Source organism: Pseudomonas sp. SWRI179 (assembly GCF_014268705.1).
In the GTDB taxonomy this organism is placed as follows: domain Bacteria; phylum Pseudomonadota; class Gammaproteobacteria; order Pseudomonadales; family Pseudomonadaceae; genus Aquipseudomonas; species Aquipseudomonas zanjanensis.
The window spans coordinates 1-19,772 of sequence record NZ_JABWRA010000050.1; the positions used below are offsets into that span (position 1 = coordinate 1).

The window sequence follows — 19,772 nt, forward strand, 5'->3', positions numbered from 1 at the left end:
CGCTCGGTCGCGTAGCGGCCGCAAAAGCTTAGGGCTGCTTCGCAACCCAGCGGGAGCAAGCTCCCTCGCCACAAAAGCGTTCCTGACCACAAAAGAGAGGCATGGCCAGAGAGGTCTTCATGGTTTCAGATGTTCCTAATAGAACATCGACCGCGCTTCTTCGATATCCGCGCAGCGGGCCTTGTTTTCCGGGTCGATGCCCAGTTTCTTGAAGGCCGGGACGCCGAACACGTCGATCCTGGACAGCGGGTGGTCGGTGTCCTTGTAGCAGTACAGCGCAGCGACCTGCACCAGATCGACATAATCGATTTGCTTGGAGTCCCGGCTGAAATCCAGGTACAGGCCTGGCAGCTTCACCAACCGCTCCGGAAATTCCCAGACACTGAGCAACTTGTCCCCCAGCACCGGGTGAATCGTCTCGATGACGTGGTTGAGGCTGACCGGGTCCGACAGCAATTCATTATTGTCTTGTGCATACGTGAGGATCGGTAGCACGCCGATTTGATGCACCAGCCCGCCCAATGCGGCCTGGTCGGGCTTGAGTTGGGTGTAGCCGCGACACAGCGCATAGCTGACGCCGGCGATCTCCAGGCTCTTGCGCCAGACTTCGCGCATCTTCAGTTCCACCACCTCGGAGCGGGCATGGAAAATCTGCTCCATGACCAGGCCGATGGCCAGGTTGCTGCTGTAGTTGACGCCCAATCGAGTGATGGCCGTGTGCAGATCAGTGACTTCCTGGGTGGCGCGCAACAGCGGGCTGTTGACTACTTTTATCAGGCGTGCCGAGAGGGCCGTATCGCGGCCGATCACTTTGCTCAGGTTGCTGACGCTGATTTCCGGGTCTTCGGCGGCCCGGCGAATCTGCATGGCCACTTCCGGTAATGTTGGCAGAACCAGGTCGTCGTTATCGATGGCCTGTACCAAATCCCGTTGGACCTTATCCGCCAAATCGCTCATTTAGGTTCTCTAGAGTACTGCGGCAAATACTGCGATCAGCGCTGGATTTCGCGGTCGCGGTCCAGTTCGTAAGGCAGGTCCAACAATTGAAGGCGCGGGCCTTCCAAGGCACCGAGGTGCACATTGTCATCTTCTGCTGCTTCGGCCTGCAAAACCGCCAGCAGTTCAATGTTTCCCTCTCCGCGGGCGGCAATCACCACTTCGCCGATGGAACTGCCATGCGTGGGGGAGAACAGCGCCGTGCCGGGTTCCGGCAGTTCGCTGACGTCCAGCTGCAGGCGATACAGGCGGCGCTTGAGCTTGCCCAGGTATTGCATGCGGGCAACGATTTCCTGGCCGGTGTAGCAGCCTTTCTTGAAACTGACGCCGCCGACGGCTTGAAGGTTGAGCATCTGTGGGATGAACAATTCGCGGGTGGCCGGCATGACCTGGCCGATCCCGGCGCGAATCTGACCCAGCAGCCACGGGTTCAGGTCCGCCTCGGCCAGTTCGGCGCCCAGGCGGGTGCGCAATGTCTGGGCCTGGTCGGCGGGGGCCCACAATTCGGCGCGGCCGGGGGAAACACGGATGGCGATCAAGGCTTCATGGCGCGCCACGCTGTCGGTGTCGCTCGGCAGTTCCAGGCCCAGGCCGGCCAGGGTCGTGTCGGCGTTTTCCAGGCCGAAGCGAACCCAGGCGGCGCTTTCGTCGGTGAGCTTGGATTTGGAGAACACGGCATATTTTTTCAGATCCGCCAGTTGCGGTTCGAGCAGTTCGGTGGCCATGGCCATCAACACGCCGTCGCCTTCGAGCAGGATGCGGAAACTCGATTGCATCCGGCCTTTCTGGGTGCAGCGGGCACCGAGGCTGGCCCGGCTGACGCTCAGGTAGTCGAGGTTGCAGGTCAATTGGCCTTGCAGGAATTTGCTGGCATCCACGCCGCGGACAGCGAGGACGCCTTCGTGGGACAGGGTGCAGAAAAAAGCGAAATCAGCCATGGGTCATCGCAGGGTAAAAAGTCTGGTAGACATCATAAGGGGACGCCCTTGAAATGGGTAGTTCACAAAGGATCGATGGCGCCCGACCAAAGCTGTCTGTTCCGCTGCGGTGGGGCCTGTATACTTGCGCTCTATTTGAGGAGCGCTCCATGGTCGAAGACGTTGAACTGAATCGCCTCTACTGGCACAGCCGCCGCGGCATGCTTGAGCTGGACGTGTTGCTGGTGCCGTTCGTGAAAGAGGTTTATCCCCATCTCAATGAAGTGGACCGTGCGTGCTACGTCCGCTTGCTCGAATGCGAGGATCAGGACATGTTCGGCTGGTTCATGGAACGCAGCGAATCCGAAGACCCTGAGTTGCAGCGCATGGTCCGGATGATCCTGGACCGTGTCCAGCCCAAGTAATCGCTTCGAATGCCGCTGGCAGGCCTCCGGGCAGTTGCTGGCGGCCTATCTGCTTGCCCAGGCGTTCGCCCTGGGTTCGTTGTTCCTGTTGTCCGTGCCGTCCTGGTGCGCAGCGCTTGGCGTCGTAGTGTGCCTGGCTCATGGCGCCTGGGTGATCCCTCGACATTTATTGCTGACCCAGCGCCGGGCTTTTTGCGGGTTGCGTCGTAACGCCACTGGCTGGCAGCTGTGGAACCGGGCCGACGGCTGGCGGGCTGTGCAATTGCGCCCCGACAGCCTGGCGCTGCCAATGATCATCGTGCTGCGCTTTCGCCTGCGGGGGGAGCGGCGGGTTCGCTCGCTGTGCGTGCCCCGCGACGCGCTGGCGCCGGATGTCCATCGGCGCCTGCGGGTGCAGCTCAGGTTCAGTCGGCGTAGGTGGGTGGCACCAGGATAGTGTCCAGCGCCTCGGGCAGCAGGTTCGGGTAGTCGAGGGTGTAATGCAGCCCCCGGCTTTCCTTGCGCTCCATGGCCGAGCGAATCATCAGTTCGGCCACCTGGGCCAGGTTGCGCAACTCGATCAGGTCGCGGCTGACTTTGTAGTTGCTGTAGAACTCGTCGATCTCATCCAGCAGCAAGCGCACCCGGTGCTGTGCCCGTTGCAGGCGCTTGTTGGTGCGCACGATGCCGACGTAGTCCCACATGAAGCGCCGCAGCTCGTCCCAGTTGTGAGCGATGATCACGTCTTCGTCAGAGTCGGTGACCTGGCTGGCGTCCCACGAGGGCAGGGCGGCCGGAATGGCGATCTGCGGCAATTGCTCGAGGATGTCCGCTGCCGCCGAGCGGGCGTAGACGAAACATTCCAGCAGCGAGTTGCTGGCCATGCGGTTGGCGCCGTGCAGGCCGGTGAAGCTGGTTTCGCCAATGGCGTAGAGGCCCGGCACGTCGGTGCGGCCGCGTTGATCGACCATCACGCCACCGCAGGTGTAATGTGCCGCTGGCACCACCGGGATCGGTTGCTTGGTGATGTCGATGGAGAATTCCAGGCAGCGCTCGTACACCGTCGGGAAGTGGCTCTTGATGAACGCTTCGGGCTTGTGGCTGATGTCCAGGTAGACGCAATCGATACCCAGGCGCTTCATTTCATGGTCGATGGCCCGGGCGACGATGTCCCGTGGTGCCAGTTCGGCGCGCGGGTCGAAGCGTTGCATGAAGCGTTCGCCGTTGGGGAGTTTCAAATGAGCCCCTTCGCCACGCAGGGCCTCGGTCACCAGGAAACTCTTGGCCTGCGGGTGGTAGAGGCAGGTGGGGTGGAACTGGTTGAACTCGAGGTTCGCCACCCGGCAACCCGAGCGCCAGGCCATGGCGATGCCGTCGCCGCAGGCGCCATCGGGGTTGCTGGTATAAAGGTAGACTTTCGCCGCACCCCCGGACGCCAGGATGACGAAGCGCGCGCCGTAGGTGTCGACTTCGCCGGTGCCGCGATTGAGCACGTAGGCGCCGAGGCAGCGATCACCGTCCAGGCCCAGGCGTTTTTCGGTGATCAGGTCGACCGCGACGCGCTGTTCCAGCAATTCGATGTTCGGCCGTTGTCGCGCCTGGGCGAGCAGGGTCTTGAAGATCGCCGCGCCCGTGGCGTCGGCTGCGTGAATGATGCGCCGATGGCTGTGGCCGCCTTCGCGGGTCAGGTGAAACTCGAAACCGCCGTCTTCGGTGCCTGATTGTTCGTCACGGGTAAACGGCACGCCTTGGTCGATCAGCCACTGGATGGCTTCCCGGCTGTGCTCGACCGTGAAGCGCACCGCTTGCGGATCGCAAAGGCCGCCGCCAGCGTTGAGGGTGTCGTCGACGTGGGATTCAATGGTGTCGGTATCGTCCAGCACGGCGGCGACGCCGCCCTGGGCCCAGAAAGTCGAACCGTTGGCCAGGTCGCCCTTGCTCAGGACGGCGATGCGCAAGTGCGCAGGCAAGGTCAGGGCCAGGCTCAATCCGGCGGCACCGCTGCCGATTACCAGAACATCATGTTGGAACTGTTGGCTCATTCGAATGGTTTCCGCTCAAGGCGACCCGGGTCGGGGTTGGCGCCAGACACCGCTTCAACGGGTCGGGCAGCCACGCAGCCCACTAGTATATAGAGGGGGGGATCGGCACAATAGCCGGGCATTCATGGCAATGTGAAACCAGTGTGACAGAAAAGCGGCACGCTTCGTCGGACCAGGCGGTTGGCTCTGAGTCGACAAAGGCGTCTGTTTCGAAGACAGAACGCTGTTTATCACGTCATGGTCGTCCATTATTCTATTTGCGACGCTGGAAATAGCGGGAACTTTTGCCAGGCGCCTACGTTCAATAGACGGTTGTCTGCAAAAGGGAGCAGCGTCGGGTTGATGCAGGATTTCGATTGGAATCCCTGCCAATAGGCCCGGCGACAGATTATTCGCGCAGCCGGGGAATCTCCTGCTGCGTTTTTCGTGCGTGCCGAGATCAGAGCGCGTCGGAAACTTGCTTGGAAGGGGGAGAACTTTTGCGAAAAGCCCGAGTCTATGTTTGCAAGCCCGGTCAATTAGTAATGCAAGCCTCCTTCGAGCTTATCGAGGAGTGTTCATGCTAACCCAGGAAGAGGATCAGCAGCTGGTCGAGCGCGTCCAACGCGGCGACAAGCGAGCTTTCGATCTGCTAGTGCTGAAATACCAGCACAAAATTCTCGGGTTGATCGTGCGTTTCGTGCACGACACCCATGAAGCGCAGGATGTCGATCAGGAAGCCTTCATCAAGGCCTACCGCGCACTTGGTAATTTTCGCGGGGACAGCGCGTTTTACACGTGGCTTTACCGCATCGCCATCAACACGGCGAAAAACTATCTGGTTTCACGCGGCCGCCGGCCGCCGGATAGCGATGTAAGTTCTGAAGATGCCGAGTTCTACGATGGCGATCATGGCCTCAAGGATCTCGAATCACCGGAACGTGCGTTGCTGCGGGATGAGATCGAAGGCACCGTCCATCGAACCATCCAGCAACTGCCTGAAGATTTGCGTACGGCTTTAACTTTACGTGAGTTCGACGGTCTGAGTTACGAAGACATTGCGAGCGTCATGCAATGTCCTGTGGGCACCGTGCGCTCCCGGATTTTCCGCGCTCGGGAGGCCATTGATAAAGCCCTGCAACCGTTGTTGCAGGAAAACTAGAGACAGCGGCGACAGCCAAGAGAGGAACGCCATGAGTCGTGAAGCCCTGCAGGAATCGCTGTCCGCAGTTATGGACAACGAAGCGGACGAACTTGAATTACGTCGGGTATTGAATGCCTTCGACGATGTTGAAACACGTGAGACCTGGGCTCGTTACCAGATCGCCCGGGCTGTGATGCACAAGGACTTGTTGCTTCCTCGCCTGGACATCGCTGCCGCCGTTTCTGCTGCATTGGCTGACGAAGCCGTACCGGCAAAAGCATCTCGCGGACCATGGCGCAGCCTGGGTCGCCTGGCGGTAGCCGCGTCGGTCACCGTCGCTGTACTGGCGGGTGTACGCCTGTATAACCAGGATGAGATTGCCGGCGTGCAGATGGCGCAGCAGTCCAACCAGCCTGGCTTGGCCGCTCCACAGGTCAAGGGCCCAGCGGTATTGGCCGGTTACAGCGAAGGTTCGGAAACCGCAGGCCCAATGGCCAACGGTGTTCTGCAAGGCCAGCCTGGCTGGCATGATCAGCGCCTGCCCAACTACCTGCGTCAGCATGCCCAGCAAGCTGCCCTGAAAGGTACCGAAAGCGCGCTGCCTTACGCCCGTGCCGCCAGCCTGGAAAACCGTTAATAAGGAAAGCCATTGCGCGCCATACCTCTATTCACGCTTCTGCTTGGTGGCTGGTGTGCAATTCCAGCCCATGCCGATGAGGCTCAGGACTGGTTGAACCGCCTGAGTCAAGCCGAGCAACAGCAGAGCTTCCAGGGCACTTTCGTTTACGAGCGCAACGGTAGTTTTTCTACCCATAACATCTGGCATCGCGTCCAGGATGGCAAGGTCCGCGAGCGGTTACTCCAGCTCGACGGCTCGGCACAGGAAGTCGTGCGCATTGATGGGCATACTCAATGCGTAAGCGGCTCCTTGATCCCGGGGCTGGGCAATACGCCGGACAGCACTTCACGTGCGCTCGATCCGCAAAAACTCAAGAATTGGTATGACCTTGCAGTCATTGGCAAGTCACGTGTGGCCGGACGTCAAACGGTCATCGTTGCGCTGACGCCCAAGGACCAGCATCGCTATGGCTTCGAGCTGCACCTGGACAGAGAAACCGGCCTGCCGCTCAAATCCTTGTTACTCAATGACAAGGGCCAGTTGCTCGAGCGCTTCCAGTTCACCCGCATGAATCTCGCCGCGCCCGCAGACGCTGATTTGCAGGCCAGCGCCGATTGCAAGGCTGTCACGCAGGATCCCGGCAAGGCCGTCGCGGCGAAAACCGCCTGGCACTCGGACTGGCTGCCGCCCGGCTTCGAGCTGACCAGCAGTACCGCGCGCAAGGACCCGGATTCCCAGGTCCAAGTCAGCAGCCTGATGTATGACGACGGGCTGGCGCGCTTCTCGGTGTTCCTGGAGCCGTTGAACGGTGCCAACGCCACCGATACCCGTACTCAACTCGGTCCGACGGCGGCCGTGTCTCGCAGACTGACGACGCCCCAGGGCGAAATGATGGTCACGGTGGTCGGTGAAATTCCTATCGGTACGGCGGAACGGATCGCGCTGTCTATGCGCTCTGACGTCACGGCGACCCAATAACCTGCTGGCTGCACGGGTGATTCGATTGCGCGAGAGGCCGATGACGCCAGGGCTTGATCGAAATGCCGAAACTTCCTGTCAGCATTTTCATTTGCAAAAACTCAGCTTTTTTTCTATAGGTCAGAGCCGCTCGGCTCTGGCCTTGTCTGTTCCCGGAACAAAAATACCGGCGTATCTTTCCCTGGTATTCCTTGCTCCATATCGCTTAACCATGCTCGTCGTAACGGGAGCCGTATGTCGATACCACGCTTGAAAACCTATCTCTCCATTTTTGCCACCGTGCTTGTGCTCGGCCAGGCCGTTCCTGCCGTGGCGGTGGAATTGCCCGATTTCACGCAACTGGTCGAGCAGGCTTCACCCGCCGTGGTGAACATCAGCACCACCCAGAAGCTGCCGGATCGCCGTGTATCGGACCCGCAGATGCCGGACCTGGAAGGCTTGCCGCCCATGCTGCGGGAGTTCTTCGAGCGCGGCATGCCGCAACAGCCGCGCTCGCCCGGTGGTGGCCGCCAGCGCGAAGCGCAATCCCTGGGCTCGGGGTTCATCATTTCGCCTGATGGCTACATCCTGACCAACAACCATGTGATCGCCGACGCCGACGAAATCCTGGTGCGCCTGGCCGACCGCAGCGAGCTCAAGGCCAAGCTGATCGGCACCGACCCACGTTCCGACGTGGCGCTGTTGAAAATCGAAGGCAAGGACCTGCCGGTGCTCAAGCTGGGCAAATCCCAGGACCTGAAAGCCGGCCAATGGGTGGTGGCCATCGGTTCGCCGTTCGGCTTCGACCACACCGTGACCCAGGGCATCGTCAGCGCCATCGGTCGCAGCCTGCCGAACGAAAACTACGTGCCGTTCATCCAGACCGACGTGCCGATCAACCCGGGTAACTCCGGTGGCCCGCTGTTCAACCTCGACGGTGAAGTGGTCGGCATCAACTCCCAGATTTATACCCGTTCGGGCGGCTTCATGGGCGTGTCCTTCGCCATTCCGATCGACGTGGCCATGGACGTGTCCAACCAGCTGAAAAGCGAAGGCAAGGTCAGCCGTGGCTGGTTGGGCGTGGTCATCCAGGAAGTGAACAAGGACCTGGCCGAGTCGTTCGGGCTGGATAAACCTGCCGGTGCGCTGGTGGCGCAGATCCAGGAAGGTGGCCCGGCTGCCAAGGGCGGCCTGCAAGTGGGTGACGTGATCCTGAGCATGAACGGCCAGCCGATCGTCATGTCCGCCGACCTGCCGCACCTGGTGGGCGCTCTCAAGGCCGGCGCCAAGGCTAATCTGGAAGTGATCCGCGAAGGCAAGCGCAAGAACGTCGAACTGACCGTCGGCGCCATTCCTGAAGAAGGCAAGGAACTGGATTCGCTGCCAAAATCCGGCGTCGAGCGCAGCAGCAACCGCCTGGGCGTGGCCGTGGTCGAGCTGACCGAAGAGCAGAAACGCACCCTGGAACTGCAGGGTGGTGTAGTGATCAAGGAAGTGCAGGACGGTCCTGCCGCGCTGATCGGTCTCCAGCCGGGCGACATCATCACGCACCTGAACAACCAGGCCATCGGTTCGGCCAAGGAGTTCACCGACATCGCCAAGGCATTGCCGAAGAATCGTTCGGTGTCGATGCGGGTCCTGCGCCAGGGGCGCGCGAGCTTCATCACGTTCAAGCTGGCCGAATGACCGGTTAGCCGCTGAAAAAAAACCGCCTCCAAAGAAGTAATGCAGTTACTCAAGAGAGACGATGGACCTGTGGCGAGGGAGCTTGCTCCCGCTTGAGCGCGAAGCGCTCACAAAAAGGGCCGCTTCGCAGCCCAGCGGGAGCAAGCTCCCTCGCCACGGTTTTTTTCGATCGACTTAAGTGAGCCGCATTAGCTCGAGAGAGGCGGTTTTTTTATGCCTGGCGAATGCTCAGCCCATCATGTCCTTGACCATGCGCTCCTGCTCCATGAGTTCCCGCTGGCGCGCATCGATGCGTGACGAAAGGGGGAAGTTGGTGCCGGCGCGCCGTTTGGCGAAGTCCAGTTGCTGGATGGCCTGACGGTAATCGCCCACCAGGGCGAAGTACTCGGCACGGGCCTGATGCAGGCCAATGATGTTGCCGGACAGCCCACGGGTCTCGGCCACCATGTACCAGACGTCCGGATCGTCCGGGCGCGACTTGAGCAAGGTTTCCAGGGCCTTCTCGGCGTCGGCGGGACGGTTCTGCTTGAGCAGCAGGTCGACGCGGACCTGGTTGAGCGGATAATTGCCCGGGTACTGGCTCAGCATTCGGTCGACGCGGGACTGAGCGTCGGCCAGTTTGTTGCTGGTGATGTCCAGGTCCACCAGGGCGAGGTTGTAGATGATCTCGTTGGGTGATTTGGCCAGCAACGGCTTGAGGTTCTCCCGAGCTTCGTTCAACTGGCCGCCCTTGATCTGCGCGATCGCCAGGCCATAGCGTGCCACGTCGTTCTTCGGGTTCTCGTCCAGCTGTGCCCGGAAGCGCTTGGCGGCCAGGCCCGGGGTTTCTTCATAGGTCAGTTGGACCCGTGCACGAATCAATTGATAGCGCACGCTGTCCTCGATGCCGCCCGGCCTGGCCTGTTCGGCGCGGTTACGGGTGTCGGCGATCCGCGATTCGGTCACCGGGTGAGTCAGCAGGAATTCCGGGGGCCTGGCGTCGAACCGATACTGGCGCATCAGGCGCTCGAACATGGTGGGCATGGACCGCGGGTCGTAGCCGGCCTTTTCCAGGTTCTGGATGCCGATGCGGTCGGCTTCCTGTTCGTTCTGGCGCGAGAAGCGCCGTTGTTCCTGGATGGCGGCGGCCTGGGTCCCGGCGATGGCGGCGATCCCGGCGTCACCGCCACCGGCGGCGGCAATCACGATGCCGGCCAGCAGTGCGGCCATCATCGGCACCTGCATGCGTTGCTGGGCTTCGACGCCACGGGCGAAGTGGCGCTGTGACAAGTGGGCCAGTTCGTGGGCCATGACCGAGGCGTATTCGCCTTCGGTCTGGGCGTTGAGGAACAGGCCGCCGTTGACCCCGACGATCCCGCCCGGTGCGGCGAAGGCGTTTAGCTGCGGGCTGTTGATCAGGATGAACTCCAGGCGCCGGTCATTGACCTGGCTGGTCTCCACCAGCTTGTAGACGCTGGTTTCGACGTAGTCCTTGAGCTGTGGATCGTTGAGCTGTGAAACCTGGCTGCGCAGCAGGGCCAGCCAGGCGCGGCCCAACTGGTGTTCCTGTTCTGGTGAGACGATGGCAGAACTGGCATCGCCAAGTGACGGCAAGTCGTCGGCGAAGCCCGGTGAGGCAAGCAGGCAAGCGAGCGTCAGCAGGGTGGGGCGCAGAAATGTCATGCACGAGGCCTTAGTTGACAAAGACCCTACTGTAGCCGGACACCGGGCCCGGGACCAGATATTCTAGGCCGCTCAACGACCTGCCGCGGAGCGAACCCATGACTGATGCTGTAGCCCACGATGCCGAACTGGACGCCAGCGGCCTGAACTGTCCGTTGCCGTTGCTCAAGGCCAAGCTGGAACTCAATCGCCTGGCCAGCGGCAGTGTGCTCAAGGTGATCGCCACGGATGCGGGCTCGCAACGTGACTTTCGCACCTTCGCCCGATTGGCCGGTCATACGCTGCTGCGTGAAGAAGACGAAAACGGCGTCTACCGTTATTGGCTGAAAAAAGCCTGAAAACACCGACAGCGTCCTTAAGGATTTTTAATGTTCAAAGTGTTACGCGACTGGATTCAGCGCTACTTCTCCGATGAAGAGGCGGTGGTCCTGGCAGTGCTGTTGTTCCTGGCCTTTACCGCCGTGCTCACGTTGGGCGGCATGCTGGCGCCGGTGCTGGCGGGGATGGTGCTGGCGTACCTGATGCAAGGGCTGGTCACGACGCTGGAGCGTCTGCGGCTGCCCGGCACCGCGGCAGTGGGGCTGGTGTTCGCCCTGTTCATGGGTGTGCTGGTGGTGTTTCTCGTGGTGATCGTGCCGTTGCTCTGGCACCAGTTGGTGACCTTGTTCAATGAGTTGCCAGGCATGCTCGCCAAATGGCAATCCTTGCTGTTACTGCTGCCCGAGCGTTATCCGCACCTGGTCTCCGATGAGCAAGTGCTGCAGACCATCGAAGTGGTGCGCGGCGAAATTGGCAAGTTCGGCCAATGGGCGCTGACGTTTTCGCTGTCCAGCCTGCCGCTGCTGGTCAACATCATGATCTACCTGGTGCTGGTGCCGATCCTGGTGTTTTTCTTCCTCAAGGACCGGGAGATGATCGGGCGTTGGGTCCGTGGCTACCTGCCGCGCGAGCGGGCGCTGATTACCCGCGTGGCTCAGGAGATGAACCGGCAGATCGCCAATTACATTCGCGGAAAAGTCATCGAGATTTTTATCTGCGGTGGCGTGACTTACATCGGCTTCGTGACCATGGGGCTCAATTACGCTGCGCTGTTGGCGCTGCTGGTGGGCATTTCGGTGGTGGTGCCTTACGTCGGCACCGTGGTGGTGACCGTGCCGGTGGCCTTGATTGCCCTGTTCCAATGGGGCTGGAGCGATCAGTTCATCTACCTGATGGCGGTCTACGGGATCATCCAGACCTTGGACGGCAACGTGCTGGTCCCGCTGCTGTTCTCCGAGGCGGTGAACCTGCACCCGGTGGCAATCATCTGCGCGGTGCTGCTGTTTGGCGGGCTGTGGGGGTTCTGGGGGGTGTTCTTTGCGATTCCCCTGGCGACGCTGTTCAAGGCGGTGCTGGATGCGTGGCCGAGCAAGGAGCCGGTGGTGGCGCCGTTGTTGTAGCTTGATTATTCAGGTGATGCTGATGGCCCCTTCGAGAGCAAGCCCGCTCCCACATTGGATCTGCGGTGACTTGGTCAACCCAGACCCCCTGTGGGAGCGGGCTTGCTCGCGAAGGGCCTGAACAGGCCCAAGGTAAAATCAGCCCTTGTCGAGGGCCTGGGCCGCCGCCAACACCGCATCCACATGTCCCGGCACTTTCACACCACGCCATTCCTGGCGCAGCACACCCTCCTTGTCGATCAGAAAGGTGCTGCGATCAACGCCCAGGTATTCCTTGCCATAGAGCTTTTTCAGCTTGATCACGTCGAACAATTGGCAGATAGCCTCGTCCTTGTCGCTGATCAGCTCGAACGGGAACTCCTGTTTGCACTTGAAGTTCTCGTGGGACTTGAGGCTGTCCCGGGAGACGCCGAACACTTCAGTGTTGGCGGCTTGGAATTGTGCATATTGATCGCGAAAACCCTGGCCTTCGGTGGTGCAGCCAGGGGTGCTGTCCTTGGGGTAAAAATAGATCACCACCTGCTTGCCCTTGAGGGCGGCGAGGCTGATCGTCTGCCCGCTGGTGGCAGGCGCTTGGAAATCGGTAACCGGCTGGTCGACGGCAACGGCCATGAACGCTTCCTTACATTGGGTTTTGTGGGCGCCACGGCTCGATCAGGGCATCCAGGTTCATCGCATCGGCGAAGTCCAGGAACTGATCGCGCAGCCAACTGATCTGGGTGCCGGCCGGCAGGGTCACGGTGAAGGTGGCGTTGAGCATGGTGCCGCCGGTCTGCGGAGCCTGATAGGTGTCGCAGGTCAGGTTTTCCAGCTCGACGTGATGGTCCATGAAGAACTGGCACAGCTCGTTGATGATGTCCGGACGGTAGGCCGAACTCACGTAGGCCACGTAGGGCAGGGCCTGGGGACGGTTCTCCAGGGCGGCGCTGCGCACCACGTTGACGGTAAAGGCATGCTTCTTGGCCAGCACCGGCAGGCTGCCTTCCAGGCGCGCCAGGGCGTCCCAGCTGCCGGAGATCTCGAGCACGAGTGCACTGCATTCGCCATGACGGGTCAGGCGTGAGGTCACGACGGCGCAGCGATTTTCATGGCTGGCGCGGCACAGGACGTTAGTCAGCTCCATGGGGTTGGCGCCGAGGGCACTGATAACAAGGAATTGTTCGCGGACTGTGGGGGTGGACATGCAGCATTCCTAAAGCGATGAGCGGTCGGTACCTTTGCCGCTCGACACGACGCCCGGCCCCGGAAAACGAACGGCTCAAGCCTGGTGCCCGGGGTTGTGCTGCATTCCGCGACAACAGGAGTGCACCAGGACAAACCCGGGATCGGGGCTTGTGACGTCGAAAACGGAGGCTGGAAACCGGCGTATGAGCTTGTCGGTACCGATCAAAGCCTGAAGGGTAGCGAAAACCAACGCCAAGGGGAATGGTAGTTCGCTTGTACAAGCATCTTGGCGCCAGTACCATTACGCTCTCTTTTTCCGGCAGGAGCGGTTTCATGATTGCGGGCAGTATGGTGGCTCTGGTCACACCCATGGATGCAGACGGGCGTCTTGACTGGGACAGCCTCAGCAAACTCGTGGACTTCCACCTTGAAAACGGCACCCATGCCATTGTCGCCGTCGGTACCACCGGCGAGTCGGCAACGCTTGATGTAGAAGAACACATCGCCGTGATCAAAGCCGTGGTCAAGCAGGTTGCCGGGCGCATTCCGGTCATCGCCGGCACGGGCGCCAACTCGACCCGCGAAGCCGTCGAGCTGACCCGCAACGCCAAGGAAGCCGGTGCCGACGCCTGCCTGCTGGTCGTCCCGTACTACAACAAGCCGACCCAGGAAGGCTTGTACCAGCACTTCAAGCACATTGCCGAAGCCGTCGACATCCCGCAGATCCTCTACAACGTTCCCGGCCGCACCTCCTGCGACATGCAGGCCGAGACCGTGATCCGCCTGTCCACCGTGCCGAACATCATCGGCATCAAGGAAGCCACCGGCGACATGAAGCGCGCCAAGGCCATCCTCGATGGCGTGGGCAAGGACTTCATCGTGCTGTCCGGTGATGATCCGACCGCCGTCGAACTGATCCTGCTGGGTGGCAAGGGCAACATCTCCGTCACTGCCAACGTCGCGCCGCGCGAAATGGCCGACCTGTGCGAGGCCGCGCTCAAGGGCGACGCCGAGACCGCACGGGCCATCAACGAAAAACTGATGCCGTTGCACAAGGACCTGTTCATCGAGGCCAACCCGATTCCGGTGAAGTGGGCCTTGGTCGAAATGGGCTTGATGCACGATGGCATCCGCCTGCCACTGACCTGGCTGAGCACCCCCTGTCACGAACCGCTGCGGCAGGCCCTGCGCCAGTCCGGCGTCCTGGTTTAATTGAGGAAGTACAACGCATGAAGCGAATGGCCGGACTTTCCGCACTTGCCTTGATTATCTCCAGCACCAGCGGCTGCGGATGGATCTGGGGGCCGGAGGGTTACTTCCGCGACCGTGGTAGTGATTACCTGCAAGCGCAACAGACTGCACCGATGCAACTGCCGCAAGACGTCAGCGTCGCCAAGCGCCTGGATCCGTTGTTGCCGATCCCGCGCAACGTCGCGGACGACAGCGTGAAGGGCGAATACATCGTTCCGCGTCCACAGCCGCTGTCGGCCGTGGCCGATGCCAGCGACTACACCCTGCAGAAGAGTGGCGATTCCAGCTGGGTCATGGGCCAACACCCGCCGGCCGAAGTCTGGCCCGTGGCAATCCAGTTCTTCCAGGACAACGGTTTCCGCCTGGACGAGCAGCGCCCGCAAACCGGCGAGTTCACCACCACCTGGCAGCGTTCCGATGAACTGTCCGCCGCCATGGCCAAGCGCCTGAGCGCCGCCGGTGTCGCGGCCGACAGCGAAACCCGCGTGCGGGTGCGCATCGAGCCGGGCGTGCAGCGCAACACCAGTGAAATCTACGTGGTCAGCGCCGAGCGTCCCGCCGGCAGCACCGCCGACGTGGCCTTCACCAACCGTTCGGTCAATACCGGTCTCGACGCTGCGCTGGTGGACGACATGCTTGCGAGCATGAGCCGTACCGCAGAGCAGGGCGGTTCGGTGTCGATGCTGGCGACCCGGGACTACGATACGCCGAGCCGCGTCAGCCTGAACGAAGACGGCAGCGGCAACCCGGTGCTCAACGTCGGCTCCGACCTGGACCGTGCCTGGTCGAGCGTTGGCCGTGCGCTGGAGCAGGGCGAGTGGCGCGTTGAAGACATCAACCGCAGCCTGGGCCTGTACTACATCAACCTGGCTGAAAAGGCCGAGAGGAAAGACGAGAAGCCTGGCTTCTTCAGTGGCCTGTTCGGCAGCAAGCCGGACAAGGAAGAAGTCGAAGCCCGCGCCGAGCGTTACCAGGTTCGCCTGAGCAAGGTCGGCGACAACGTCCAGGTCACCGTCGAGAAAAACATCAATACCGTGGCGCCGGCCGACGTGGCCCGCAAGGTGTTGAGCGTGATTCAGGACAACCTGGGCTGATCCGATGCGTTTTGCCGTTCTCGGCAGCGGTAGCCAGGGCAACGGCACGCTGATCGCCAGCGCCGGCACGTATGTGCTGGTCGATTGTGGTTTCTCCCTGCGGGAAACCGAGAAACGCCTGTTGCGCCTGGGTGTGCACCCGGCGCAACTGAGCGCGATACTTGTGACCCACGAACATGCCGACCATGTGCATGGCGTGGGTTTGCTGTCTCGGCGCTACAATCTGCCGGTGTACCTGAGCCGTGGCACACTGGAAGGCCTGCGCAAACCCATCGAGCCAGCTGGTTTCGTGGCCGGTGGCGAGCAACTGCGTATCGGTGGCCTGGACATCAGCGTGGTCAGCGTGGCCCACGATGCCCGGGAGCCAACGCAGTATGTGTTCAGCGACGGCGAGCGGCGCTTCGGCTTGCTCACCGACCTGGGGTCGTATTGCGACCGGGTGATGGACAGTTACCGGGACCTCGATGCGTTGATGATCGAGTCCAACCACTGCCGTGACATGCTGGCCCGTGGTTACTACCCGTACTTTCTCAAGCAGCGGGTCGGCGGGGAGCACGGACATTTGAACAACCACCAGGCCGCGTTCCTGGTGGCCGAGTTGGGCTGGCAAGGCCTGCAACACCTGGTCCTGGCCCATCTGAGCAGCAAGAACAACCTGCCGCAGCTGGCCCGGCAATGTTTTGTCGACACCCTCGGGTGCGACCCGGACTGGCTGCAACTGGCCGATCAAGATTCAGGGCTCGACTGGCGACATATCGCCTAGCCCACTACTTAGCAAGCGGAGCCCATCATGGAAAAACGTGAAGAACTCTACCGCGGCAAAGCCAAGTCGGTTTACAAGACCGACGACGCTGACCGCTTGATCCTGCTGTTTCGTAACGACACCTCGGCGTTCGACGGCAAGCGCATCGAACAGCTGGACCGCAAGGGCATGGTGAACAACAAGTTCAACGCCTTCATCATGCAAAAGCTCGAAGCCGCCGGCGTGCCGACCCAGTTCGACAAGCTGCTGGGCGACAACGAATGCCTGGTCAAGAAGCTGGACATGATCCCGGTCGAATGCGTCGTGCGTAACTACGCCGCCGGCAGCCTGGTCAAGCGCCTGGGCGTGGAAGAGGGCATGAAGCTCAACCCTTACACCTTCGAGCTGTTCCTGAAGGACGACGCCAAGGGCGACCCGTTCATCAACGAATCCCACGTCGTGGCATTCGGTTGGGGCACCGCCGAGCAATTGGCGCGCATGAAGGAATTGTCCCTCAAGGTCAACGACGTGCTGACCAAGCTGTTCGACGACGCCGGCCTGCTGCTGGTGGACTTCAAGCTTGAATTCGGCGTGTTCAGCGACGGCTCCATCGTCCTGGGCGACGAATTCAGCCCGGACGGCTGCCGCCTCTGGGACAAGGACACCAAGAAGAAAATGGACAAGGACCGCTTCCGCCAAGGCCTCGGTGACGTCATCGAAGCCTACGAAGAAGTTGCCCAGCGCCTGGGTGTACCGCTGTAATCGACGCAAGCATCTGATAGCACGGAAAAAATTTCGCTCGGGGGTTCGCTTCCGGCGAATGTGCTGGTATGATGCGCGCCACTGGAGAGATGCCGGAGTGGCCGAACGGGACGGATTCGAAATCCGTTGTACTGGCGACAGTACCTAGGGTTCAAATCCCTATCTCTCCGCCATATTCAGAAAACCCCTGTAACTCAATGAGTTACAGGGGTTTTTCTTTTTCAGTTGTACTACTCATTTGTACTACTTCCTCTTGTCGCTCAAGAGCCCGTTTGAGGCAATCTCAACCCTTCTCTCTGTGCAGTTTTAATCTGTCAGGTGGCCGGTCCGAATAATCAATTCGTGGGGGGCTAGTACAGGCGCGTTCTCCTTATGTGGACAGGGTTCGTGCAAGCCGATAATGTCGAGGGAATACGTTTCCCATCTTGCCATTTAGAGCCAGTCCGTATGACCGCGCAGACGCCACCACCGACAAAAAAAGAGTTCTGTATCGCTTATCCCTTGTATAAGGAATTTACGTTTGCTGAAGAGCACGATCAAGAAGGCTGGAACGTATTTTTCTCCCAAGAGCCTATCGACACGTATTGCCCGGAATGTAATGCACACAGCATTTTCCACCAACATAACAACGGGAACACTCCTCATTATATTGACGCATGGGCGGGGAGTAGGCGTTACAGCGTCTTGCTTAGATGCTCTAGAAATTCGGCCCATCACTTGTTCTTCCTGTTCGATATTGAGGGCAGGACGGTGCAGAAGATTGGACAGTATCCGTCCCTTGCTGACCTCAACACTTATGATGTGCGTCAATATTCTACTGTGCTATCCAGAGAGGATTTCAAAGAGTTCACTAAAGCGATCGGCTTGGCTGCACATGGTGTGGGTGTAGGGTCTTTCGTGTATCTAAGACGAATCTTTGAAAATCTTGTCGATGCTGCGTATCAGGTCGCGAAAAGCGATAGTGGATGGGATGATGAGGCTTACTGCAAAGGGCGGATGGCTGAGCGGATACAGCTGCTAGGAGGGCACCTCCCCGAATTCCTTGTGGAGAATCGTTCGATGTACAAGATTCTTAGCCAGGGCGTGCACGAGCTGACAGAGAACGAGTGCCTAGCGGCGTTCCCAGTCGTGAAAATGGGAATTGAGCTGGTCCTAGATGAAAAGCTTGCCGCAGCGGCAAAGCAGCAAAAACTGGAAGAGGCAAAGAAAGCTATTCATGGCCTTGTCAGTAAAGCAGGGGCTGAGGTTCGCTCTGGCACTAGTAGGTAGCCCTTTTTTCTATGGAATCTACAGAACCACAAGGATATATGCGAATGAAGCTTCCTTCCGATCGTGCCATTTTAGAACGCATTTACAAACTCTACTACGAAGAGTTTCAGAATCACTCCGATGGAGAAAATAGTGGGCGACGCAGCAAAATTTACGTTCCCATCGACTGCAAGATGATCGCCCAAGACCTTGATGTAGATGCCGATATCATCTTTGGGCGCCTTTACTATCACCTTCAAAAAAAGCATGGTTACACCAATGAAAACGGCTCCAAAGTCATTTTCTTTGATGAGGTGGCGAGCGATGGGCGCTGTATCAACTTTCCACTCATGTCGTCCGTGCTGGCAGGCCTCCAAGAGGATGCCAATAAATTCAGAACAGCCACATGGTTATCCACCTGTGCGCTAACGGTCTCAATTGCAACAGCCGTGTTCAACATCTTCTTCAAATGATCTTTTTTCTGGATGCCCACCGCCGCCGAACACATGGGGGCGCATATCAGGGGGGGCTGTTTGATAGAAGAAAATGAGGGTAGGCCACGATTTTGAGGTGGGGCGATTATAAGTTAACTCAAAATCGTGGTCTGTCTCCCTAACACTTATAAGAGAAAGGCTGTTTCGCCCTCGGGTGAATAATATTAATAAAGGGGGTGTCAATGTGGTACGAGTTCATTACATTCTTAAAGTCAGTTCCGGACGTAATTTGGTCAGGTATTGTAGCGTCGTGCATTACGCTCATAGGTGTCATGCTCTCGAATAGAAGTAACAATGCTCGGCTGAAGCTTCAGCTTGACCATGATGCGCGCGAGAAGTCTAAGGAGAAGATCAGTAATCTTCGGCGTGAGGTTTATTTGAAAGCTGTTGAGGATATTGAAGTAACCAATATCCATGTTGGCAGTTTGGCTAGTCGTGATTTGTCTACGTTGACTATGAATTCTGAGCTTCAGGCAATAACAGCGTCGATGGCAAAGTTGAAATTAGTAGCTGAGCCGAAAACCACGCAGCTAGCAGGGGAGCTAAGTGTGGCGTTCGGAGTATTGTTTTTGAAACTACTACCGAGGCTTCTTCCGGTGCAGGATGCAAAAGCCGATATTGAAATAAATGATACGGGTTATATAGGTTCGTCAGCTGAAGCCTCAAGAATATTGCGAGAGATGCATAAGTTTAATGAGGAGGGGAGAGGGGACGCTGAGATATTTAAAACTCTCCAAAACTCTTACGAGTTTTTTTCCAGTCAGGCTCAGGATTACGCCGATGCTAGGTCGACTGCATACGATGTCTACAATGCTCGATTGGGGGGATTTAACAAATTGCTGATGCCAGATATGAAAGAGCTTTCCAAGATGCAGCTAAAGCTCACGATGTCTATTCGCAATGATCTCGGAATTGTCTGTGATATTCCTGCTCTTGAGCAACAGCTAGAGCGCCAATGGACGGTAATGGGCGCCGAGTTTGGAAATGCAATGGATTTGTTTCGGGAAAAACCTGACGCCGGACCAGGCTGAAACTCTCTTGGAGTTACAATTGTAAGGGAAACGGTGACAGACCACGATTATGAGGCGGGTCGATTACCAGTGAACTCAAAATCGTGGTCTGTCCCCCCGTTCTTCCCGGAGTGTGATAATCAGATTTTCAAAACTTGGCCC

The 19,772-nt window shown here is 59.2% G+C and carries 21 protein-coding genes and 1 tRNA gene; 16 read left to right on the plus strand and 6 right to left on the minus strand.

The genetic code is table 11. The annotated features are described in order from the left end of the window. Positions 1–135: 135 nt before the first annotated feature. Positions 136–957 carry an HDOD domain-containing protein gene (locus HU767_RS23170; protein ID WP_186704543.1) on the minus strand — a complete coding sequence of 274 codons (822 nt, stop codon included), beginning with the start codon at positions 955–957 and terminating at the stop codon, positions 136–138. A gap of 35 nt (positions 958–992) precedes the next feature. Next, complete coding sequence (locus HU767_RS23175; protein WP_186730559.1) at positions 993–1,934, minus strand: folate-binding protein YgfZ; 942 nt, start codon at positions 1,932–1,934, stop codon at positions 993–995. 149 nt (positions 1,935–2,083) lie between these two features. Between HU767_RS23175 and HU767_RS23180 the strand changes: the two genes are divergently transcribed. Further along, positions 2,084–2,338: a succinate dehydrogenase assembly factor 2 gene (locus tag HU767_RS23180; protein WP_003184348.1), complete on the plus strand. Its 255-nt coding sequence runs from the start codon at positions 2,084–2,086 to the stop codon at positions 2,336–2,338. Further along, the gene (locus HU767_RS23185; RefSeq protein WP_186730560.1) at positions 2,322–2,774 is read left to right on the plus strand and encodes a protein YgfX; all 453 of its coding nucleotides are present in this window, start codon (positions 2,322–2,324) and stop codon (positions 2,772–2,774) included. Before HU767_RS23180 ends, HU767_RS23185 begins: the two co-directional genes overlap by 17 nt. On the opposite strand, the gene nadB is transcribed toward HU767_RS23185, so the two are convergent. Beyond that, positions 2,743–4,359, minus strand: coding sequence for an L-aspartate oxidase (nadB, locus tag HU767_RS23190; protein ID WP_186704546.1), 1,617 nt, complete (start codon positions 4,357–4,359; stop codon positions 2,743–2,745). The two genes, HU767_RS23185 and nadB, sit on opposite strands and share 32 nt — an antisense overlap. Positions 4,360–4,918: 559 nt before the next feature. Between nadB and rpoE the strand changes: the two genes are divergently transcribed. The 4 genes from rpoE to HU767_RS23210 all read left to right on the plus strand — a co-directional run bounded on the left by rpoE (position 4,919) and on the right by HU767_RS23210 (position 8,744). Then, the gene (gene rpoE, locus HU767_RS23195; protein WP_186730561.1) at positions 4,919–5,500 is read left to right on the plus strand and encodes an RNA polymerase sigma factor RpoE; all 582 of its coding nucleotides are present in this window, start codon (positions 4,919–4,921) and stop codon (positions 5,498–5,500) included. A 31-nt stretch (positions 5,501–5,531) separates the two neighbouring features. Continuing rightward, on the plus strand, positions 5,532–6,119 hold the full coding sequence (locus tag HU767_RS23200; protein ID WP_053120046.1) for an RseA family anti-sigma factor: 588 nt from the start codon (positions 5,532–5,534) through the stop codon (positions 6,117–6,119). A gap of 12 nt (positions 6,120–6,131) precedes the next feature. Further along, complete coding sequence (locus HU767_RS23205) at positions 6,132–7,079, plus strand: MucB/RseB C-terminal domain-containing protein (protein WP_186730562.1); 948 nt, start codon at positions 6,132–6,134, stop codon at positions 7,077–7,079. Positions 7,080–7,313: 234 nt separating this feature from the next. After that, the gene (locus HU767_RS23210) at positions 7,314–8,744 is read left to right on the plus strand and encodes a DegQ family serine endoprotease (protein ID WP_186704548.1); all 1,431 of its coding nucleotides are present in this window, start codon (positions 7,314–7,316) and stop codon (positions 8,742–8,744) included. A gap of 228 nt (positions 8,745–8,972) precedes the next feature. Here the strand turns inward: HU767_RS23210 and HU767_RS23215 are convergent, their stop codons facing one another. Further along, entirely contained in the window at positions 8,973–10,406 is a 1,434-nt protein-coding gene (locus HU767_RS23215; protein ID WP_186704549.1) for a M48 family metalloprotease, read from the minus strand. 98 nt (positions 10,407–10,504) lie between these two features. On the opposite strand from HU767_RS23215, the gene HU767_RS23220 reads away from it, so the two are divergent. Then, a complete protein-coding gene (locus HU767_RS23220) occupies positions 10,505–10,744 on the plus strand; it encodes a sulfurtransferase TusA family protein (protein WP_053120054.1) in 240 nt (79 codons plus the stop codon). 30 nt (positions 10,745–10,774) lie between these two features. Then, positions 10,775–11,845, plus strand: coding sequence for an AI-2E family transporter (locus tag HU767_RS23225; RefSeq protein WP_186704550.1), 1,071 nt, complete (start codon positions 10,775–10,777; stop codon positions 11,843–11,845). A 138-nt stretch (positions 11,846–11,983) separates the two neighbouring features. On the opposite strand, the gene HU767_RS23230 is transcribed toward HU767_RS23225, so the two are convergent. Continuing rightward, positions 11,984–12,457 (minus strand): peroxiredoxin, encoded by a 474-nt coding sequence (locus tag HU767_RS23230; RefSeq protein ID WP_186704551.1) that lies wholly within the window; start codon positions 12,455–12,457, stop codon positions 11,984–11,986. 10 nt (positions 12,458–12,467) lie between these two features. Then, positions 12,468–13,028 carry a glycine cleavage system protein R gene (locus HU767_RS23235; RefSeq protein WP_003184325.1) on the minus strand — a complete coding sequence of 187 codons (561 nt, stop codon included), beginning with the start codon at positions 13,026–13,028 and terminating at the stop codon, positions 12,468–12,470. 314 nt (positions 13,029–13,342) lie between these two features. Here HU767_RS23235 and dapA point away from each other — a divergent pair, with 314 nt between their 5' ends. The 8 genes from dapA (at position 13,343) to HU767_RS23275 (ending at position 19,631) form a co-directional block, all read left to right on the plus strand. After that, positions 13,343–14,221 carry a 4-hydroxy-tetrahydrodipicolinate synthase gene (gene dapA / locus HU767_RS23240; protein ID WP_186704552.1) on the plus strand — a complete coding sequence of 293 codons (879 nt, stop codon included), beginning with the start codon at positions 13,343–13,345 and terminating at the stop codon, positions 14,219–14,221. 17 nt (positions 14,222–14,238) lie between these two features. Then, positions 14,239–15,354, plus strand: coding sequence for an outer membrane protein assembly factor BamC (gene bamC, locus HU767_RS23245; RefSeq protein ID WP_186704553.1), 1,116 nt, complete (start codon positions 14,239–14,241; stop codon positions 15,352–15,354). A 4-nt stretch (positions 15,355–15,358) separates the two neighbouring features. After that, positions 15,359–16,117 (plus strand): MBL fold metallo-hydrolase, encoded by a 759-nt coding sequence (locus tag HU767_RS23250; RefSeq protein WP_186704554.1) that lies wholly within the window; start codon positions 15,359–15,361, stop codon positions 16,115–16,117. Between the two features lie 27 nt (positions 16,118–16,144). Next, complete coding sequence (gene purC / locus HU767_RS23255) at positions 16,145–16,858, plus strand: phosphoribosylaminoimidazolesuccinocarboxamide synthase (RefSeq protein WP_030141208.1); 714 nt, start codon at positions 16,145–16,147, stop codon at positions 16,856–16,858. 83 nt (positions 16,859–16,941) lie between these two features. Beyond that, positions 16,942–17,031, plus strand: a tRNA-Ser gene (locus HU767_RS23260). A gap of 274 nt (positions 17,032–17,305) precedes the next feature. Then, the gene (locus HU767_RS23265) at positions 17,306–18,127 is read left to right on the plus strand and encodes a short-chain dehydrogenase (RefSeq protein ID WP_186730563.1); all 822 of its coding nucleotides are present in this window, start codon (positions 17,306–17,308) and stop codon (positions 18,125–18,127) included. A gap of 44 nt (positions 18,128–18,171) precedes the next feature. Further along, positions 18,172–18,579 (plus strand): hypothetical protein, encoded by a 408-nt coding sequence (locus HU767_RS23270; RefSeq protein WP_186730564.1) that lies wholly within the window; start codon positions 18,172–18,174, stop codon positions 18,577–18,579. A gap of 203 nt (positions 18,580–18,782) precedes the next feature. Further along, positions 18,783–19,631 carry a hypothetical protein gene (locus HU767_RS23275; protein WP_186730565.1) on the plus strand — a complete coding sequence of 283 codons (849 nt, stop codon included), beginning with the start codon at positions 18,783–18,785 and terminating at the stop codon, positions 19,629–19,631. Positions 19,632–19,772 lie beyond the last annotated feature (141 nt).

Bases quoted from the DNA above. Each gene is read 5' to 3' on its own strand.
- HU767_RS23250 (WP_186704554.1), top strand. From the start codon at position 15,359: ATGCGTTTTGCCGTTCTCGGCAGCGGTAGCCAGGGCAACGGCACGCTG.
- HU767_RS23220 (WP_053120054.1), top strand. From the start codon at position 10,505: ATGACTGATGCTGTAGCCCACGATGCCGAACTGGACGCCAGCGGCCTG.
- HU767_RS23215 (WP_186704549.1), bottom strand. From the start codon at position 10,406: ATGACATTTCTGCGCCCCACCCTGCTGACGCTCGCTTGCCTGCTTGCC.
- HU767_RS23180 (WP_003184348.1), top strand. From the start codon at position 2,084: ATGGTCGAAGACGTTGAACTGAATCGCCTCTACTGGCACAGCCGCCGC.
- HU767_RS23200 (WP_053120046.1), top strand. From the start codon at position 5,532: ATGAGTCGTGAAGCCCTGCAGGAATCGCTGTCCGCAGTTATGGACAAC.
- rpoE (WP_186730561.1), top strand. From the start codon at position 4,919: ATGCTAACCCAGGAAGAGGATCAGCAGCTGGTCGAGCGCGTCCAACGC.
- HU767_RS23270 (WP_186730564.1), top strand. From the start codon at position 18,172: ATGAAGCTTCCTTCCGATCGTGCCATTTTAGAACGCATTTACAAACTC.
- bamC (WP_186704553.1), top strand. From the start codon at position 14,239: ATGAAGCGAATGGCCGGACTTTCCGCACTTGCCTTGATTATCTCCAGC.
- HU767_RS23210 (WP_186704548.1), top strand. From the start codon at position 7,314: ATGTCGATACCACGCTTGAAAACCTATCTCTCCATTTTTGCCACCGTG.
- HU767_RS23225 (WP_186704550.1), top strand. From the start codon at position 10,775: ATGTTCAAAGTGTTACGCGACTGGATTCAGCGCTACTTCTCCGATGAA.
- dapA (WP_186704552.1), top strand. From the start codon at position 13,343: ATGATTGCGGGCAGTATGGTGGCTCTGGTCACACCCATGGATGCAGAC.
- HU767_RS23275 (WP_186730565.1), top strand. From the start codon at position 18,783: ATGTGGTACGAGTTCATTACATTCTTAAAGTCAGTTCCGGACGTAATT.
- HU767_RS23170 (WP_186704543.1), bottom strand. From the start codon at position 957: ATGAGCGATTTGGCGGATAAGGTCCAACGGGATTTGGTACAGGCCATC.
- nadB (WP_186704546.1), bottom strand. From the start codon at position 4,359: ATGAGCCAACAGTTCCAACATGATGTTCTGGTAATCGGCAGCGGTGCC.
- HU767_RS23265 (WP_186730563.1), top strand. From the start codon at position 17,306: ATGACCGCGCAGACGCCACCACCGACAAAAAAAGAGTTCTGTATCGCT.
- HU767_RS23175 (WP_186730559.1), bottom strand. From the start codon at position 1,934: ATGGCTGATTTCGCTTTTTTCTGCACCCTGTCCCACGAAGGCGTCCTC.
- HU767_RS23230 (WP_186704551.1), bottom strand. From the start codon at position 12,457: ATGGCCGTTGCCGTCGACCAGCCGGTTACCGATTTCCAAGCGCCTGCC.
- HU767_RS23235 (WP_003184325.1), bottom strand. From the start codon at position 13,028: ATGTCCACCCCCACAGTCCGCGAACAATTCCTTGTTATCAGTGCCCTC.
- purC (WP_030141208.1), top strand. From the start codon at position 16,145: ATGGAAAAACGTGAAGAACTCTACCGCGGCAAAGCCAAGTCGGTTTAC.